This window comes from Nocardia sp. NPDC005366, assembly GCF_040606855.1.
GTDB lineage: Bacteria > Actinomycetota > Actinomycetes > Mycobacteriales > Mycobacteriaceae > Nocardia.
Genome location: NZ_JBEXFQ010000003.1, coordinates 56,390 through 72,467 on the forward strand (window position 1 = coordinate 56,390; position 16,078 = coordinate 72,467).

Genomic DNA, 16,078 nt, shown 5'->3' on the forward strand with positions numbered 1-16,078 from the left:
CGTCGATGGCGACGTATGAACTGCATCACCGTGCGATTCTTCTCCGGCGGATGCGTTTCGCATCACACCTACGGTGCCGTAAGGTATGGCCGCATCAGCACGACACCGGGGGGACGACCTGTCAGCGTGCACGCACTCAGAAGGGCTATTACATGGCAAGGGATCTGACTCAACTCGAGCTTCTTACGGAGTTGGAGCCGGTTGCCGAGGAAAACGTCAACCGGCACCTCTCCCTCGCGAAGGAATGGCATCCGCACGACTACGTCCCGTGGGACGAGGGCCGCAATTTCGCTGCGCTCGGCGGGGTCGACTGGGCTCCCGAGCAGTCTCGTCTGAACGAGGTCGCGAAGGCGGCCATGGTCACGAACCTGCTCACCGAGGACAACCTGCCCTCCTACCACCGCGAGATCGCCGAGAACTTCTCGCAGGACGGCGCGTGGGGTACCTGGGTCGGTCGCTGGACCGCTGAGGAGAACCGGCACGGCATCGTGATGCGCGACTACCTGGTGGTCACCCGCGGCGTCGATCCGGTGGCGCTCGAAGAGGCCCGCATGATCCACATGACCAACGGTTTCGCCTCCCCCACCGAGGCCGACGCGGGTTTCCTGCATTCGGTCGCGTATGTCACCTTCCAAGAGTTGGCCACCCGTGTCAGCCATCGCAATACCGGCAAGGTGTGTGACGACCCCATCGCCGACCGCATGCTGCAGCGCGTCGCGGCCGACGAGAACCTGCACATGATCTTCTACCGCAATATGTGCGGCGCGGCCCTCGACCTGTGCCCCGACCAGGCTCTCGAGGCGATCACGCTGATCCTGGAGAACTTCCAGATGCCGGGCGCGGGCATGCCCAACTTCCGCCGCAACGGCGTGCTGATGGCCAAGCACGGCATCTACGACCTGCGCCAGCACCTCGAGGAAGTGGTGCAGCCGGTGCTCAAGAAGTGGGATCTTTTCGAGCGCACCGATTTCACCCCGCGTGGCGAGGCTGTCCGCGATCGTCTCGCCGTCTTCCTGGAGAAACTCGGCCAGGACGTCCTCAAATTCGAAGAGCAGCGTGATCGCATGCTGGCTCGCGAGGCCAAGAAGCGCGAGCTGGCCGGCGCCAACGCGGGCTGACCACCACCGCGAAGCCCCGAGACACGAGCGCGCCGGCACCGGAGAATCCGGTGCCGGCGCGTTGTCGTCGCCGTACCGCGTTTCTACTGCCGCACCGCCCGTGTCAGCGGTCACATCGAACGGAAATGAGACACTGATGGGCGTGACGATGACTACCGAGGCGAAGACCACGCTGCGGATCGGACCGTATCCGGTCGATCCCCCGGTCGTGCTCGCGCCGATGGCGGGCATCACGAATCTGGCGTTCCGCAAGTTGTGCCGCGAGTTCGGCAGTTCCACCTCCATCTACGTCTGCGAGATGATCACCGCGCGCGCGGTGGTGGAGCGCAATGAGAAAACGCTGCACATGATGTCCTTCGACGCCGACGAGCATCCCCGTTCGATGCAGCTCTACGGCGTCGATCCGGCCACCCTCGGCGAGGCGGTGCGCATCATCGTCGGCGAGGGCTGGGCCGATCACATCGATCTCAACCTCGGTTGCCCGGTGCCGAAGGTCACCCGCCTCGGCGGCGGCGCGGCGCTGCCGTACAAGCGTGCCCTGTTCCGCCGGATCGTGCAGGCCATGGTCGGCGCGGCCGAACCGGCGGGGGTTCCGGTGACGGTGAAATTCCGCATCGGCATCGACGACGACCATCCGACCTACCTCGACGCCGGGCGAATCGCCGAGGCCGAAGGGGCGAAAGCCGTCGCGCTGCACGCCCGAACCGCCGCTCAGCGCTATTCGGGTCAGGCCGATTGGTCGGCTATCGCACGCCTCAAGGAGGCCGTGCGGACCATTCCGGTACTGGGTAACGGCGACATCTTCTCCGCCGCGGACGCTGTCCGCATGATCGATGAAACCGGATGTGACGGAGTCGTCGTCGGCCGGGGATGCCTCGGACGCCCATGGCTTTTCGGTGAATTGCAGGCCGCGCTGCGCGGTCAGCCGCTGCCGGAAGCGCCGAATCTGGGGCGCGTGGGCGAGGTGCTGTACCGGCACGGCGCACTGCTGTCCGAACATCTCGGCCAGGAGAAGGCCATGCGCGATCTGCGCAAGCATATGGCCTGGTACCTCATGGGATTCCCGGTCGGGGCCGATCTGCGCCGCGCCTTCGCCACGGTGTCGAGTCTGACGCAGTTGCGGGATCTGATCGAGCAACTCGACCCGAGCGCGCCGTTCCCCAAAGATGCCGAAGGACCGCGCGGACGGCAGGGTTCGCCGGGGAAGGTCGCGCTGCCGCACGGCTGGCTCGATAACCCCGACGACACCGCGGTGCCGACCGCCGCCGACGTCATGCACAGCGGCGGCTGATCCGCGCCGCGCCTCATCCAGAGCACACGAATGTCCATGCGCCGATTCATTGTGGCGATCGCCGCCCGTCCCGCCCGGCAAACTCGCTTGCGCGGCGAATAATCAGCGCCGAGGATATGGACATCGGAATCGCTAATATGCAGCTAACGAACTTCGGCGAGCGGCGGCCAGCACTGCGGGGTACCGCACCTCGCGCTGGGCTCGCTCGTCGTGGCGGAATCGTTATCATTGTCGGAATCGGTCATGCCGGTCGAATTCGGGCCGGGCGGCGACAAAGACGAAAAGCGAGGTTCGTTGGTGGGTGACGATCGGCACGGGCAATCGCCACGGCCCGGAGGTCGCGCCCCGTGGGAGCGCTATCCCACGGCGGATAACACCGAACGAGATGGCGCTCATACGTCGCGGCGGTCGAGGCACGACGCCCCGGACGATTCCGGCTCGACACCGCTGACGGTGCAGGATCTCGTCGAGAAGGTCGACAACGAACGCACCGGCCGCAGACGCCGGGCCCAGGAACCCGCCGCGCAGGCCAGGAACCCCCGTCGCCCCGACACCCCGCCGCAGGCCGATCCCGGCCAACGTCCCGTCGATCCCGCGGCGCGCGCCCCCGAGTCCGCCCGGCCGCCGCGTCCGGCGAGTGGAACGCGGGCACCGGCCCATCCGGGCGCCGCGCCGCCGCGCAGCGGGGGTAACTCGCGTCCCTCCACGGGTTCGGTGGTCGTCGACGATATCGCCGGGAAGAATCCCCCGGCACCGCCCCGCGGCGCCGGTAAGCGAGCGCCGAAGGCGGAACCCGCCGAGGCCGTCACCGATGTGATCGAGCCGGTCACCGACAGCCCCGTGGCCGAACCCAAACGGGCGAGGAAAGCCACGCCGTCGCCCGCCACACGTGCGTCCGCCGAGCCGAAACCCGTCGGGAAACCACCGCTGTCCCGGCTCGCCGCGGGGAAACAGCGCCGCAACCGCAGGCTCAAGACGGCAGGCCGGGTCTCCGCCACCCTGTTCGCGGTGCTGGCCCTGTTGATCACCGGCGGCGGCTGGAGCTATCTGCGCGCCACCAACAATTCCTTCACGCAAGTCTCCGCGCTCGACGACAACTCCGAGGACATCGTCGACTCGAACGCGCAGCTCGGCGACGAGAACTTCCTGATCGTCGGCACCGATACCAGAGCGGGAGCCAATGGAAGGATCGGCGCGGGCACGATCGATGACGCCGAGGGCGCACGCGCCGACACCGCCATGCTCGTGCACATCCCCAAGAACCGGAAACGCGTCGTCGTGGTGTCGTTCCCGCGCGACCTCGACGTGACCAGGCCCCAGTGCGCGGGCTGGGACAACGACAAACCCGGTTACACCGAGCAGACCTTCCCCTCCGCGATCGGTGACAAACTCAACGCCGTATACGCCCTCGGCGGACCCAAATGCCTCGTGAGCACGATTCAGCGGCTGACGGGCAGCACCATCAACCACTTCATCGGGATCGACTTCGCCGGATTCGAGGCGATGGTCGACCAGGTCGGCGGCGTGGAGGTCTGCGCGCCCAAACCCATCGTCGACGAAATTCTCGGGACGGTGCTGGAGAAGTCCGGCAAACAGCGCATCGATGGCGCGACCGCGCTGAGCTACGTGCGCGCACGGCATGTCTACGGGGAAGAACGCAGCGATTACGACCGGATCAACCGCCAGCAGCGTTTCCTCGCGTCGCTGTTGCGTGGCGCACTGTCGAGCAGGGTGCTGTTCGATCCGGGCAAGCTGAACGGTTTCATCCGCGCGTTCACCGAAGCCACCTTCGTGGACAAGGTCGCACCGGACGATCTGCTGATGCTCGGCCGATCGCTGCAGAAAATGGACGCGGGCACCGTCACCTTCCTGACCATCCCCACCGCGGGCACCACCTCCTACGGCAACGAGATCCCCCGCGAATCCGATATCAAAGCCATCTTCAAGGCCATCAGGGACGACCAGCCGCTGCCCGGCGAGAAACACGCGGCGACCGACGCCACCACCACCACGACGACGCCCGCCGCCGAGCCGCCGAAGATGGTCGCCGTCGACCCCAACAACCTCTCCCTGCTGGTGTCGAACGGGTCCGGGGTGCCCGGCGCGGCGAATACGGCGGCCAACAAGCTGACCAACTTCGGTTTCAACCTCTACAGCACCGGCAACTACTCGCTGGGCAATTCCGCCACCACCAAAGTCAGATACGCACCGGGGCACGAGGCCGAGGCCGCGACCGTCGCCAGTTCGGTGCCCGGCTCCACCCTGGAGTCCGACAGTGAACTCGGCAGCATCATCGAGGTCGTCATCGGCAAGGACTACACCGGCGTCATCAAGGCCCCGACCCCGGTGGGTGACATCATTTCGAATGTCGCCACCGCACCGTCCGCCCCCGCGGCACTACCGCCAGATCTGGAACATATAAACGCCGCCGACGACACCTGCGTGTAGCCGCGCCGCCGTCGACGCTGGTGACGGGCCCACATCGACACCGGCCATTAACGGTCCGTTCGTGACTTGGACAAGGCTGGGAACTAGTCTCTGCTGTCATGCGTGTCATCTACAACGAGCAAATGGCCGATCTCGCCCACCTGTTGGGCGAGATGGCCGGTCTCGCGGGTTCGGCCATGGAACGTGCCACCCAGTCCCTGCTCCAGGCCGATCTCACGTTGGCCGAATCGGTCATCTCCGAATACGACCGGATCGCGGAACTGATCGGCGAAGCCGAGGAGCGGGCTTTCGCCCTGCTCGCGCTGCAGGCGCCGGTCGCGGGCGATCTGCGCCAGGTGGTCTCCGCCATCCAGATCGTCCAGGATGTGAACCGGATGGGCGCGCTGGCCCTGCATGTCGCCAAGGTGACCCGCCGCCGCCACCCCAATCACGCGTTGCCCGAATCGGTCAACGGCTACTTCGCCGAGATGGGTCGCATCGCGGTGAACATGGGTTCCGGGGCACAAGAGGTGCTGGAAACCCGCGACCCCGAGCGCGCCGCCCAGCTCAACGTCGACGACGAAGCGATGGACGACCTGCACCGGCACCTGTTCACCCTGCTGATGGACCGGGATTGGAAATACGGTGTCGCCGCGGCCGTCGACGTCACGCTGCTAGGCCGCTATTACGAGCGTTTCGCCGACCACGCGGTCGAAATCGGTCGCCGGGTCATCTTCCTGGTCACCGGCGTGTTGCCGCCGGATACCGACGCAGAGGTCTGACACCGGCGGATTCACCCGTTGGCAATGGCATAGAGACGCGTATCGCCGCCCCGGATTTCCGGGGCGGCTTCGCGTAGCCGGTTCCGAAAACTATGGCTCAAATACGAATGGCCCGCGCGTTTCCGCGCGGGCCATCTTTTTCGCTCTTATCCGAAGCGGCCGGAGATGTAATCCTCCGTGGCCTTCTGCCCGGGGTTGGAGAAGATCTTCTCGGTATCGTCGATCTCGATCAACCGGCCCGGCTTTCCCTGGGCCTCCAGGTTGAAGAAGCCGGTCTTGTCGCTCACCCGCGCCGCCTGCTGCATATTGTGCGTGACGATGACGATGGTGAATTCCTTCTTCAGCTCGGTGATCAGATCCTCGATCGCCAGGGTGGAGATCGGGTCGAGCGCCGAACAGGGCTCGTCCATCAGCAGGACGTCGGGCGAGACCGCGATGGCGCGCGCGATGCACAGACGCTGCTGCTGACCGCCGGAGAGTCCGCCGCCCGGTTTGTCCAGGCGGTCCTTCACCTCGTTCCAGAGATTGGCCCCGCGCAACGAACGCTCGGCGACCTCGTCGAGCTCCTTCTTGTTGCGCACGCCCTGCAATTTGAGCCCGGCCACCACATTGTCGCGAATCGACATGGTGGGGAACGGGTTCGGTCGCTGGAAGACCATGCCGATGGTGCGGCGCACACCGACCGGGTCGACGGTCGCACCGTAGATGTCCTCGCCGTCGAGCAGAACCGCACCCTCGACGCGGGCATTCGGGGTCACCTCGTGCATGCGATTGAGCGAACGCAGCACGGTGGACTTACCGCAACCCGACGGACCGATGAAGGCGGTGACGCTGCGCGGCAGAACCGACAACTTGACATCGGCAACCGCGTGGAATTTGCCGTAGAAGATATTCAGATCTTTGACGTCGATGCGTTTTGCCATCGGAGTTTCCGTTCGGTTATCGGTTGCGGGTGAGCAGCTTGTTGACGACCGCCGCCGCCGCGTACAGCAGCGCGATCAGCAGGATCAGGGTCAGGGCAGCGCCCCACACGCGTTCACGGCCCGCGGCCTCCGGATTACCCAACTCCTGGTAGATCAGCAGTGGCAACGAAGCCATATTGCCGTCGAAGAGATTGGTATTGATGGATTTCGAGTAACCCACCAGCACCAGCACCGGCGCTGTCTCACCCATGACGCGAGCAAGCGCGAGCAGGATGCCGCTGATCATGCCCGGCGCGGCGGTCGGAACGACGATCCTGACGATGGTCTTCCATTTCGGCACACCGAGGGCGTAGGAGGCCTCGCGCAATTCGTCCGGAACGAGTTTGAGCATTTCCTCACTGCTGCGTACCACGACCGGCAACATCAGCAGGACCAATGCCAGCGACACCGCGAACGCGCTCTGCGGTGCGCCGAGGGTGGCGATCCACAGCGCGAAGATGAACAATGCCGCGACGATCGAGGGCACACCCGCCAGGATGTCCACCATGAACGTCGTCACCTTGGCCAGCCTGCCCCTGCCGTATTCGACCAGGTAGATGGCGGCCATGATGCCGAGCGGCACCGCGATCACCGCGGCGATCGCCGACTGCACGACGGTGCCGTAGATGGCGTGGTAGACACCGCCGCCGGTCTCATCCGGGAGGATGCCCTTCTGCGAATTCTGCCACCAGTCCAGCGAGAGGATCGCCGTGATGCCCTTGCTGACGACCATCCACAGCACCCAGACGAGCGGTACCAGGGCGATGGCGAAACAGGCGGCGACCAGACCGGTGGCGACATGGTTCTTGATGCGGCGGCTCGTGCTCACGTGGCGGAAGGTGGGCGCCTTGACCGGCTTGTCGAGCGTCGACGTCGTGGTCATCACTGGTTAACCTTTCCGCCTGCCGCGAGCCGGGCGAGCGCGTTGACGACGAAGGTCAGCGCGAACAGCACGAAGCCCGCCGCGATGTAGGCGCCGGTCGGCAACGGGGTACTGAATTCCGATGCCGCCGAGGCGATTTTGGACGCGAAGGTGTAGCCGCCGTCGAACAGCGACCAATGTCCCGCCTGCGTCGAGGTACGCAGCACGAGCAGTACCGCGATCGTCTCGCCGAGGGCGCGGCCGAGGCCGAGCATGGATCCCGCGATGACACCGGAACGCCCGTAGGGCAGCACGGTCATGCGCACGACTTCCCATTTGGTCGCACCGAGCGCCTGCGCCGCCTCGATATGCGTCACCGGGGTCAGGTTGAAGACCTCACGCGAGACCGAGGTGATGATGGGCAGGATCATGACCGCCAGCACGATGCCCGCGGTGAAGATGGTGCCGCCGCCGCTGACCGACACGTTGCCCTCGTCGAAGAGGAATAGCCAGCCGAGTTTGTCGTTGAGGAATTCCTGCACCGGTCCCAGTTGGGGAGCCAGCACCAGGAATCCCCACAGACCGAAGACGATCGACGGCACGGCCGCCAGCAGATCGACCAGCGAGGCGAACGGCCGCGCCATCGCCTTCGGTGCGTAGTGGGTGAGGAACAGCGCGATGCCGACGCCGATCGGCACCGCGATGATGAGCGCGAAGACCGAACTCAGCACCGTGACCATCAGCAGGTCCTTGATGCCGAACCTCAGGTTATTGGCATCGGAGGTGTTGAACTCCGTGCTCGTGAAGAAGTTGACCCCGTCGGCCCTGAGGGAAGGTACCGCGCGAATCAGCAGGAACAGCGCGATGAGTGCGATGGACGCCACGATGATCGCGCCCGCCGCGACGGCCATGGACCGGAAAATGGTCTCGGCTCGCTGACTGTGTGGCTGACGCGCTGCCGAGGTCCCCTTGGATTGAGGCTCCTTGGTGAGGCTCACGTCATCTCTCGGTTCGCTCGGCATAAGGGCAGTATCTCCAGCCGCGTTCGGGCCCGTCGAGTCCGACGAGCCCGCTGCGGTCACCTCAGGGTGCACGGTCATGACTATGCGATCAGGAGATGGCGTTGATCGCGGTGGTCAACTTGGTCTTGAACTGGTCCGGGATCGGGATGTACCCATTCTCGTCCAGACCCTTCTGGCCGTTGGTCACGGCCGAGCTCAGGAACGCCTTGACCGCCTTGGAGGTGTCCGCGTCGCTGTACTTGGAGCAGACGATCTCGTAGGTGGCCAGCAGGATCGGGTAAGAGCCTGCCACGGTCGGCTTGTAGAACGAGGTGGTGTCGAGCACGAGATCGTTACCCTCGCCCTTGATCTTCACACCGTCGATGGCCTTGCCCGCGGACTCGACCGTCAGCTTCACCGGGGTCTTGCTCGCCGAGGTGATGATCTGGGCGACCGAGAGGTTCTGCGACTTGGCGAACGACCACTCGTTGTAGGTGACCGAGTTCTTGGTGCTCTTGATCGCGGCCGAGGTGCCCTCGTTGCCCTTCGCGCCCTCGCCGATACCACCGTTGAAGGCCTTGCCCGCACCCTTGCCCCAGGCGCCGTCGGAGGCCGCGTCGAGGTAGAGCTGGAAGTTGTCGGTGGTGCCCGACTCGTCGGAGCGGAAGATCACGGCGATCTTGTCCGAGGGCAGTTTGGCGCTCGGGTTGAGCGCCTTGATCTCGGGGGCGTCCCAGGTGGTGATCGCGCCGTTGAAGACCTTGGCGGCGGTCGGCCCGTCGAGCACGAGGTCGGTCACGCCGTCGATGTTGTAGGTGACCGCGATCGGGCCGAAGACGGTCGGCAGGTTCCACGCGGGGGCGCCGCAGCGTTCCTGCGCCTTGGCGGGTTCTTCCTTCTTCGCGCTCAGCGGCGAGTCGGAACCACCGAAATCGGTCTGGCCGCCGATGAACTCGTTCACGCCCGCACCGGAGCCGCTGGAGGTGTAGTTCAGGGTGGAGCCATCGCAATTGGCCTCGTAAGCGGCGATGAAGCGCTCCATGGCGTTCTTCTGCGCCGACGAACCGCTGGCCTTGAGCGCCTTCTTACCGCCGCAGACGAGACTGCTGTTGGCGGTGTTGCCGGAATCGGCCGAGGTGTTGTCGTCACTGCCACACGCGGCCAGCGGCATGGCTACCGCGGCCAGCACACCGACGAGGGCGCTGCTGCGCTTGAGCTTCACTATTCCTCCGGGAATCACGTCATACGCGCCCGGTCCCTCACCGGCCCGGGCGGCTGTTGTGGTGCCGTTCGCGGGGAACTAGCGCACCGGGCAGCGGCTGTGCTGCCTCTAAGTAACGTAAAGTCGCCCGGTTGACAGTTGGACCAGTCCCGGTGAACGGAAAGTGAACAGGCTGGCGCGATTACTTCCGTCGTATGTGACGTTTGCCCCAGCGTTACTCGGGCGGCCCCGCAGCGCCTTTTCCTATTCGGATACCGCGTCCGTCGCGGCCGTGTAGGCGACATCGACGTGGGCGGTTTCGAAGCCGAGCCGAGTGTAGGTGCGCACCGCCGCGGCGTTGTCGGCCTCGGTGTAGAGCAGCACCTCGCCCAGCCCGCCGTCACGCAGATGACGCAACCCGGCCAGGGTCAGCAGGCGGCCGAGTCCCCTGCCCTGCGCGGCCGGATCGATGCCGACCACGTACACCTCGCCGACCGGCGGGTTCTCTTCGTAATGCACCTTGGTCCAATGGAAACCGAGCAGGCGCTCCGGAGCCTGCTCGGCGGTCACCAGGAACAGCCCCTCGGGGTCGAACCACGGCTCGTCGCGCCGCACCGCGATATCGCTCTCGGACCACCCGCCCTGTTCCGGATGCCAGGAGAAGGCGGCGTTGTTCACCCGCAGCAGTTCCGCGTCGTCGGAGGGACCGGTATAGGTGCGCAGAACAAGATCCTCCGGCACGACGAGCTCGGGTAGCTCCGGCATTGCCAGCGGACGGCGCATCTGCCAGAGTTCGCGAGCGGTCACCAGACCGAGCCGCGCGGCCACCGCCTCGGCAGCCGGCCGGTTACCGTGCGCCCAGACCCGAGTCCCCGCGCCGCCCTCGGCCAGTGCCGCGGCGACCAACTCCGTCCCCACCCCGCGACCACGCGCCCCCGGATCGACCGCGACCTCGGCCATCGCCGGGTGGTCACCGTTGCCCTCGACCAGATTGGCGTAACCGACCACGGAGCCGTCGCGTTCGGCGACCAGATGACGCGCCGAATCCGGCGCCGTCAGCGAGAGCACGGCCTGCTCGGATACCGGGGCGACACCGTCGGCGGCGGTCGCCCGCGCCAGCAGATCGCGTACCGCGCCTGCGTCCTCGGCCGTCAGGCCGGCACTCCATCGCCGTGCCGAATCCGTCATCGCGTCGCCTCCCTCGTTCGCGGCACTGCGAGTCGCCGCAGGTGGTGCCATGACATCGCGGATACGGATGCCACGTGTTCCCCGTCTCACAGCGTCGCGGGTGCCCGGCCCATTCCCGGCACGCGGGCATACGGCAGCGACGCACGTCCCGTGCCGGATCGGCGTCTACTGCTGCGCGGCCCCGTTGACGGGAGCCAGCGGGGAGCCATCGGCCTCCGCGGCGTCCTCATCGGGATACGGGGCGGGTTCGCCCTTAGGGGCGGTGCGCGACGGACGGACCGCCTTGTACCCGACATTGCGAACCGTGCCGATGAGCGACTCGTACTCGCTGCCGAGTTTGGCGCGCAGCCGCCGCACGTGTACGTCGACCGTTCGGGTGCCGCCGAAGAAGTCGTAGCCCCAGACCTCCTGCAGCAGCTGCGCCCGGGTGAAGACCCGGCCCGCGTGCTGCGCGAGGTATTTCAGGAGCTCGAATTCCTTGTAGGTCAGATCGAGCGGACGCCCGCGCAGCCGCGCGGTGTAGGTGCCCTCGTCGATCACCAGCTCGCCGAGGGTGATCTTGCCGGTGTTCTCCGGGCTCGCCACACCACCGTTGCGCCCGACGAGCAGGCGCAGGCGCGCGTCCAACTCGGCCGGGCCGGTTCCCGGCAGCAGGATGTCGTCCAGTCCCCAGTCGGCGTTCACGGCCACCAGACCGCCCTCGGTGAGGACCGCGACGACCGGGACCGACGATCCGGTGCTGCCGAGTAGCCTGCACAGTCCCCTGGCGGCTGCCAGGTCTGTGCGCGCGTCGACAAGTGCGACATCCGCGGTACCCGCTTCGAGCAGGGAGGCCACCTCGGTCGGCGCAGGGCGCACATTGTGCGCGAGCAACGCGAGCGAGGGCAGCACCGACTCGGGATTGGGGTCGGAGGTCAGCAGGAGCAGCTCCACAGCACTCCTCCTATCTCGTAGCTCCGCAGGACACAGCAACACTGCTAAGCCACGTCGCTGATCACAGGTGATTCCGGATGCAAGATTAGCGCGTCAACCCCGATGACCTCGCCATCCGGGTGACGGAAGTACCCATATACAGACCATCGATACTCGAAATGCACCGCCAAGTACTGTTTCTTTCATGCGCAAGCTGATCATCGGGCTCCTGGTACTGGCGGGCTTGGCCGTGGTCATCGATTTCGGTGCGGCCGCCTACTCGGAATACCGCGTGTCGCGGGCGCTGCGCGTCGGTGCCGATCTCAGCGCGGACCCCGAGGTGACCATCCACGGATTCCCCTTCCTCGGCCAGGCGCTCGACGGTCGCTACCAGAGTGTCGGCATCCGCGCGCAGGCGGTGCGGCCGGATATTCCGGGCCAGATCTACGTGGAGGCGAACCTCACCGGAGTACGCCTGCCGTTCCGCGATCTGTCCGACGGCAGGGTCCGCCGGGTACCGGTGGAGAAGCTCGACGCGCGCATGGTGATCGAACCGGTCGAACTCGGCCGGTTGTTCAATATCCCGGATCTGCAAGTGCATTCGCGTCCCGCCGACAAATCCGACGGCACCGGCGGATCGGGCGGTTCGGGTATGACCACTACCGCCGACGCGCTGATCCTCACCGGCACGCTGCCCGGCACCGGCACGAGGCAGGGCAGCAACGGCGCACAGCTGGCGGGCGACAAGGTGGCCGTACAGGCCGATCTGAAGCTGGTGGGCGATCAAGTGGAGATCACGGCGACCGGGTTCTATCGCAGCACCGGCCCCGACTTCCCGACCGACGTCGAGATCCCCGAAGCCGACCGCCCCGCGGTGCTCGCCAGGTTCTCGCGCACAATTGGCACCAAGGAACTCCCGTTCGGAATCAAGCCGACCCGTGTATTCGCCCTCGGCGGACAGATCCAGGTCGAGGGTAAGGGTGAGAATGTGACGATCGATTTGGACAGATTGCAGCGACCATGACGCAAATCACAATTCTACTGGTGATGCTGGTCGCCGCGACCGCGGTCGGGGTGGCGCTGCGGCGACGCGGCGGCGCGGTCCGTGTCACCGAGAAGGCCGCGCCGGAAGAGTCGGCTCGCGGGCAGCTGCTTGCCACCGTCGGCGTCACCGGCGCCGGGCCCGCCGTCCTGCACTTCTCGGCGGACTGGTGTGGGCCGTGCGCCGCGGTGCGCCGCGTAGTCGCCGGTGTCACCGAGGAATTGGCCGAATCCTCACTTCCTCCGCTCGATATCGAAATCGATATCGACGCCGAACCCGCCCTCGCGCGCGAGCTGAATGTGCTGTCACTGCCGACCACCTTCGTCTTCGACATCAGCGGCCGCGAACGGTTCCGCATCTCGGGGGTGCCGAAGGCGGGCGATCTCCGGACGGCGCTGGCCCCCTTGACAGTGCCCGACCGGGCCTGACATCCCCCGCATACGCCCTGTTTCGCACCCGGGGTCCAATTCTCCTGCCGAATTGGGTAAACTCCTCCTCGTGCAATCCGACCACGAGCTGATGCTCACCCGACGCCGCACAGTTGATCTGTGTCGGCTCGGTGGTTGTTGCTGCCTGTGCCGCTGACCGGTCGGCCGTTCCAGATTTCCTGAAGCCGACCTATGTTCACCGCGCGAGTGATCACTGCGATCCCCCGATGAACTGGCAAATTTCCGCCAACAGAGTCCTTCAGCGCAGGAGTACCTCCCATGCCCTTCGAAACCCCCGGCACTACCCCCGATCACGTTGACGTCCGCGGCCCGCGCTTCGCGGCGTGGGTGACCACGGCCGTCCTCGTGCTCGTGCTGCTCGCCGCGACGTTCTCGACCGCCCTCGCCGCCGTGCTCATCGCGATCCAGGGCGTCGTCTTCGCGGTCGGCGCGGCCCTCGGCCCGCGGCGGCACCCCTACGGCCGGATCTTCGCCGCGCTCGTCGCGCCGCGCATCGGTCCGACCACGGAAACCGAGCCGACGGCCCCGCTGCGGTTCGCCCAATTACTCGGCCTGGTCTTCAGTGCCGTCAGCCTGCTGGGTTTCCTGGCCGGCTACACCGTGGTCGGCGGGGTGTTCGCCGGCTTCGCCCTGTTCGCCGCGTTCTTGAACGCGGCGTTCGGGATCTGCCTGGGTTGCCAGATCTATCCGCTGGTAGCCCGCTTCCGCCGGACCACTCCGAGCGGCGGCGTTCGCGCCACCGAGTCTTCCCCGGCACAGAACTGACCCTGCAAGTCGAAATCCCGAAAGGAACAACATGGCTCGCTCCGATGTCCTGGTCTCCGTTGACTGGGCCGAAGAGAACCTCAACGCCCCCGGCGTCGTCTTCGTCGAGGTCGATGAGGACACCTCCGCCTACGACGGTGGGCATATCGAGGGTGCCGTCCGGCTCGACTGGAAGAAGGACCTGCAGGATCAGGTTCGTCGCGACTTCGTGAACCAGGAGCAGTTCTCCGACCTGCTCTCGGCCCGCGGCATCTCCAACGACGACGAGGTCGTGCTGTACGGCGGCAACAACAACTGGTTCGCCGCGTACGCGTACTGGTACTTCAAGCTGTACGGCCACAACAACGTCAAGCTGCTCGACGGTGGCCGCAAGAAGTGGGAACTCGACGGCCGTCCGCTCTCGCGTGACGCCGTGAACCGCCCCGCCACCCAGTACAAGGCCGCCGCGCCCGACCTGACCATTCGCGCCTTCCGCGACGAGGTCATCGCCGCCATCGGCACCAAGAACCTGGTCGACGTGCGCTCCCCCGACGAGTTCTCGGGCAAGATCCTGGCTCCCGCGCACCTGCCGCAGGAGCAGAGCCAGCGTCCCGGCCACATCCCCACCGCGATCAGCGTGCCGTGGAGCAAGGCCGCGAACGAGGACGGCACCTTCAAGTCCGACGAGGAGCTGACCGAGATCTACAAGGAAGCCGGTCTGGACGGCGAGAAGGACACCATCGCCTACTGCCGGATCGGTGAGCGTTCCTCGCACACCTGGTTCGTGCTGCAGGAACTGCTCGGCCACCAGAATGTCAAGAACTACGACGGCAGCTGGACCGAATACGGCTCGCTCGTCGGCGCCCCGATCGAGTTGGGAGAATAAGTCATATGTGTGCAGCACCTACCCAGGGTCAGGCAATTCCCGCCGGAGTCGACGTGGAGAAGGAGACGGTCATCACCGGCCGTGTCCTGAGCACCGACGGACAGCCGGTCGGCGGCGCCTTCGTGCGTCTGCTGGACGGCAATGGTGATTTCACCGCCGAGGTCGTGGCCTCCGGCACCGGCGATTTCCGCTTCTTCGCCGCTCCCGGCGCGTGGACCGTGCGGGCGCTCTCCTCGTCGGGCAACGGCTCGGCCGAGGTCCGCCCCGAAGGCGCGGGCATCCACAACGTGGAAGTCGCGGTCGCCAAGTAAGACGCGATCGACGGCCCCGGCGCTCCCCTGTGAGGGGAAGCACCGGGGCCGTTTGCGTCGAGTAGGGCAGTAGTCGTTAGACTCCGAGGGTGGTCCTCTTCTTCGAGATTCTGCTGGTGGCCGTAGCCATCCTCATCGGCTGGTTCGGCCTGTACGTCTTCTACCGGCTCTTCACCGAATCATGAGTGATCTCGCGAGCGAAGGTTCCAATCCGGCCGAGCACGCGAGTGAACACATGAACGGCAACGGGCGACAGTCCCGGCGCAGTGGCGACGAGGCGGTGGCCGAGGCGGCCGAACGGGCAAAGTCGACGGGTGCGCGCAACATTCCGGTCCTGCCGGATCTGCCGCTGCCCGAGGAGACCGCGAATCTGCGGCTCGGGCCGGATCTGAGCCCTGCGATGCTCGCACTGCTGCCGATGGTCGGCGTGTGGCGCGGCGAAGGCGAAGGCAATGCTCCCGAACGCGGCGACTACCGCTTCGGCCAGCAGATCATCGTCTCCCACGACGGCGGCGACTACCTCGCTTGGGAATCGCGCTCCTGGGTCATCGAAACCGACGGCTCCTACGGCGGGCCGGATCTGCGCGAGAGCGGTTTCTGGCGGGTCGGTATCGACGGCAACGACGAGGTAATCGAACTGCTGCTGACCCACAGCACCGGCATCGTCGAACTGTTCTACGGCACCGCGCTCACCCAATCGTCCTGGGAGCTCGCGACCGACGTCGTCATCCGGTCCCAGTCCGGGATCGTGGTCGGCGGAGCCAAACGGCTCTACGGCATCGTCGAGGGCGGTGACCTGGCCTACGTGGAGGAACGCGTAGTCGCCGACGGTCCCCTGGAACCCCGCCTGTCGGCTCGCCTCCAGCGCTACATCGGCTGAGCGTTCACCGAAGACACACCGC

16 protein-coding genes are annotated in these 16,078 nt (G+C 66.2%); 10 read left to right on the forward strand and 6 right to left on the reverse strand.

Annotated features, from left to right (window positions below):
• The first annotated feature begins 152 nt into the window (after window positions 1-152).
• From ABZS43_RS04635 to phoU, 4 genes are all read left to right on the forward strand, one after another.
• A complete protein-coding gene (locus ABZS43_RS04635; RefSeq protein WP_355034435.1) occupies window positions 153-1,118 on the forward strand; it encodes an acyl-ACP desaturase in 966 nt (321 codons plus the stop codon).
• Window positions 1,119-1,266: 148 nt separating this feature from the next.
• Entirely contained in the window at window positions 1,267-2,409 is a 1,143-nt protein-coding gene (gene dusB / locus ABZS43_RS04640; protein WP_355034690.1) for a tRNA dihydrouridine synthase DusB, read from the forward strand.
• Between the two features lie 243 nt (window positions 2,410-2,652).
• A complete protein-coding gene (locus tag ABZS43_RS04645) occupies window positions 2,653-4,857 on the forward strand; it encodes an LCP family protein (RefSeq protein WP_355034436.1) in 2,205 nt (734 codons plus the stop codon).
• A gap of 98 nt (window positions 4,858-4,955) precedes the next feature.
• Complete coding sequence (gene phoU, locus ABZS43_RS04650) at window positions 4,956-5,618, forward strand: phosphate signaling complex protein PhoU (RefSeq protein WP_355034437.1); 663 nt, start codon at window positions 4,956-4,958, stop codon at window positions 5,616-5,618.
• 146 nt (window positions 5,619-5,764) lie between these two features.
• Here the strand turns inward: phoU and pstB are convergent, their stop codons facing one another.
• The 6 genes from pstB to ABZS43_RS04680 form a co-directional block, all read right to left on the reverse strand.
• Entirely contained in the window at window positions 5,765-6,541 is a 777-nt protein-coding gene (pstB, locus tag ABZS43_RS04655; RefSeq protein WP_355034438.1) for a phosphate ABC transporter ATP-binding protein PstB, read from the reverse strand.
• Window positions 6,542-6,557: 16 nt separating this feature from the next.
• A complete protein-coding gene (gene pstA / locus ABZS43_RS04660) occupies window positions 6,558-7,463 on the reverse strand; it encodes a phosphate ABC transporter permease PstA (RefSeq protein ID WP_355034439.1) in 906 nt (301 codons plus the stop codon).
• Window positions 7,463-8,542, reverse strand: coding sequence for a phosphate ABC transporter permease subunit PstC (gene pstC, locus ABZS43_RS04665; protein ID WP_355034440.1), 1,080 nt, complete (start codon window positions 8,540-8,542; stop codon window positions 7,463-7,465). The genes pstA and pstC overlap by 1 nt, the downstream gene beginning before the upstream one ends.
• Before the next feature lie 10 nt (window positions 8,543-8,552).
• Window positions 8,553-9,665 carry a phosphate ABC transporter substrate-binding protein PstS gene (pstS, locus tag ABZS43_RS04670; RefSeq protein ID WP_355034441.1) on the reverse strand — a complete coding sequence of 371 codons (1,113 nt, stop codon included), beginning with the start codon at window positions 9,663-9,665 and terminating at the stop codon, window positions 8,553-8,555.
• 243 nt (window positions 9,666-9,908) lie between these two features.
• Window positions 9,909-10,832: a mycothiol synthase gene (gene mshD / locus ABZS43_RS04675; RefSeq protein WP_355034442.1), complete on the reverse strand. Its 924-nt coding sequence runs from the start codon at window positions 10,830-10,832 to the stop codon at window positions 9,909-9,911.
• Between the two features lie 165 nt (window positions 10,833-10,997).
• Complete coding sequence (locus tag ABZS43_RS04680; protein ID WP_355034443.1) at window positions 10,998-11,765, reverse strand: response regulator transcription factor; 768 nt, start codon at window positions 11,763-11,765, stop codon at window positions 10,998-11,000.
• 184 nt (window positions 11,766-11,949) lie between these two features.
• Between ABZS43_RS04680 and ABZS43_RS04685 the strand changes: the two genes are divergently transcribed.
• The 6 genes from ABZS43_RS04685 to ABZS43_RS04710 all read left to right on the forward strand — a co-directional run bounded on the left by ABZS43_RS04685 (window position 11,950) and on the right by ABZS43_RS04710 (window position 16,056).
• Window positions 11,950-12,768, forward strand: coding sequence for an LmeA family phospholipid-binding protein (locus ABZS43_RS04685; protein WP_355034444.1), 819 nt, complete (start codon window positions 11,950-11,952; stop codon window positions 12,766-12,768).
• Entirely contained in the window at window positions 12,765-13,214 is a 450-nt protein-coding gene (locus tag ABZS43_RS04690; protein ID WP_355034445.1) for a thioredoxin family protein, read from the forward strand. Before ABZS43_RS04685 ends, ABZS43_RS04690 begins: the two co-directional genes overlap by 4 nt.
• Before the next feature lie 279 nt (window positions 13,215-13,493).
• Entirely contained in the window at window positions 13,494-14,000 is a 507-nt protein-coding gene (locus ABZS43_RS04695) for a DUF4395 domain-containing protein (protein WP_355034446.1), read from the forward strand.
• 31 nt (window positions 14,001-14,031) lie between these two features.
• Window positions 14,032-14,865 (forward strand): sulfurtransferase, encoded by an 834-nt coding sequence (locus ABZS43_RS04700; protein WP_355034447.1) that lies wholly within the window; start codon window positions 14,032-14,034, stop codon window positions 14,863-14,865.
• A gap of 5 nt (window positions 14,866-14,870) precedes the next feature.
• A complete protein-coding gene (locus ABZS43_RS04705) occupies window positions 14,871-15,176 on the forward strand; it encodes a DUF1416 domain-containing protein (protein WP_355034448.1) in 306 nt (101 codons plus the stop codon).
• 181 nt (window positions 15,177-15,357) lie between these two features.
• Window positions 15,358-16,056 carry an FABP family protein gene (locus ABZS43_RS04710; RefSeq protein WP_355034449.1) on the forward strand — a complete coding sequence of 233 codons (699 nt, stop codon included), beginning with the start codon at window positions 15,358-15,360 and terminating at the stop codon, window positions 16,054-16,056.
• Window positions 16,057-16,078: the final 22 nt, after the last annotated feature.

Coding starts and splice junctions, on each gene's coding strand:
- ABZS43_RS04635 (WP_355034435.1), top strand. CDS start 153: ATGGCAAGGGATCTGACTCAACTCGAGCTTCTTACGGAGTTGGAGCCG.
- dusB (WP_355034690.1), top strand. CDS start 1,267: ATGACTACCGAGGCGAAGACCACGCTGCGGATCGGACCGTATCCGGTC.
- ABZS43_RS04645 (WP_355034436.1), top strand. CDS start 2,653: ATGCCGGTCGAATTCGGGCCGGGCGGCGACAAAGACGAAAAGCGAGGT.
- phoU (WP_355034437.1), top strand. CDS start 4,956: ATGCGTGTCATCTACAACGAGCAAATGGCCGATCTCGCCCACCTGTTG.
- pstB (WP_355034438.1), bottom strand. CDS start 6,541: ATGGCAAAACGCATCGACGTCAAAGATCTGAATATCTTCTACGGCAAA.
- pstA (WP_355034439.1), bottom strand. CDS start 7,463: ATGACCACGACGTCGACGCTCGACAAGCCGGTCAAGGCGCCCACCTTC.
- pstC (WP_355034440.1), bottom strand. CDS start 8,542: ATGACCGTGCACCCTGAGGTGACCGCAGCGGGCTCGTCGGACTCGACG.
- mshD (WP_355034442.1), bottom strand. CDS start 10,832: ATGACGGATTCGGCACGGCGATGGAGTGCCGGCCTGACGGCCGAGGAC.
- ABZS43_RS04685 (WP_355034444.1), top strand. CDS start 11,950: ATGCGCAAGCTGATCATCGGGCTCCTGGTACTGGCGGGCTTGGCCGTG.
- ABZS43_RS04690 (WP_355034445.1), top strand. CDS start 12,765: ATGACGCAAATCACAATTCTACTGGTGATGCTGGTCGCCGCGACCGCG.
- ABZS43_RS04695 (WP_355034446.1), top strand. CDS start 13,494: ATGCCCTTCGAAACCCCCGGCACTACCCCCGATCACGTTGACGTCCGC.
- ABZS43_RS04700 (WP_355034447.1), top strand. CDS start 14,032: ATGGCTCGCTCCGATGTCCTGGTCTCCGTTGACTGGGCCGAAGAGAAC.
- ABZS43_RS04705 (WP_355034448.1), top strand. CDS start 14,871: ATGTGTGCAGCACCTACCCAGGGTCAGGCAATTCCCGCCGGAGTCGAC.
- ABZS43_RS04710 (WP_355034449.1), top strand. CDS start 15,358: ATGAGTGATCTCGCGAGCGAAGGTTCCAATCCGGCCGAGCACGCGAGT.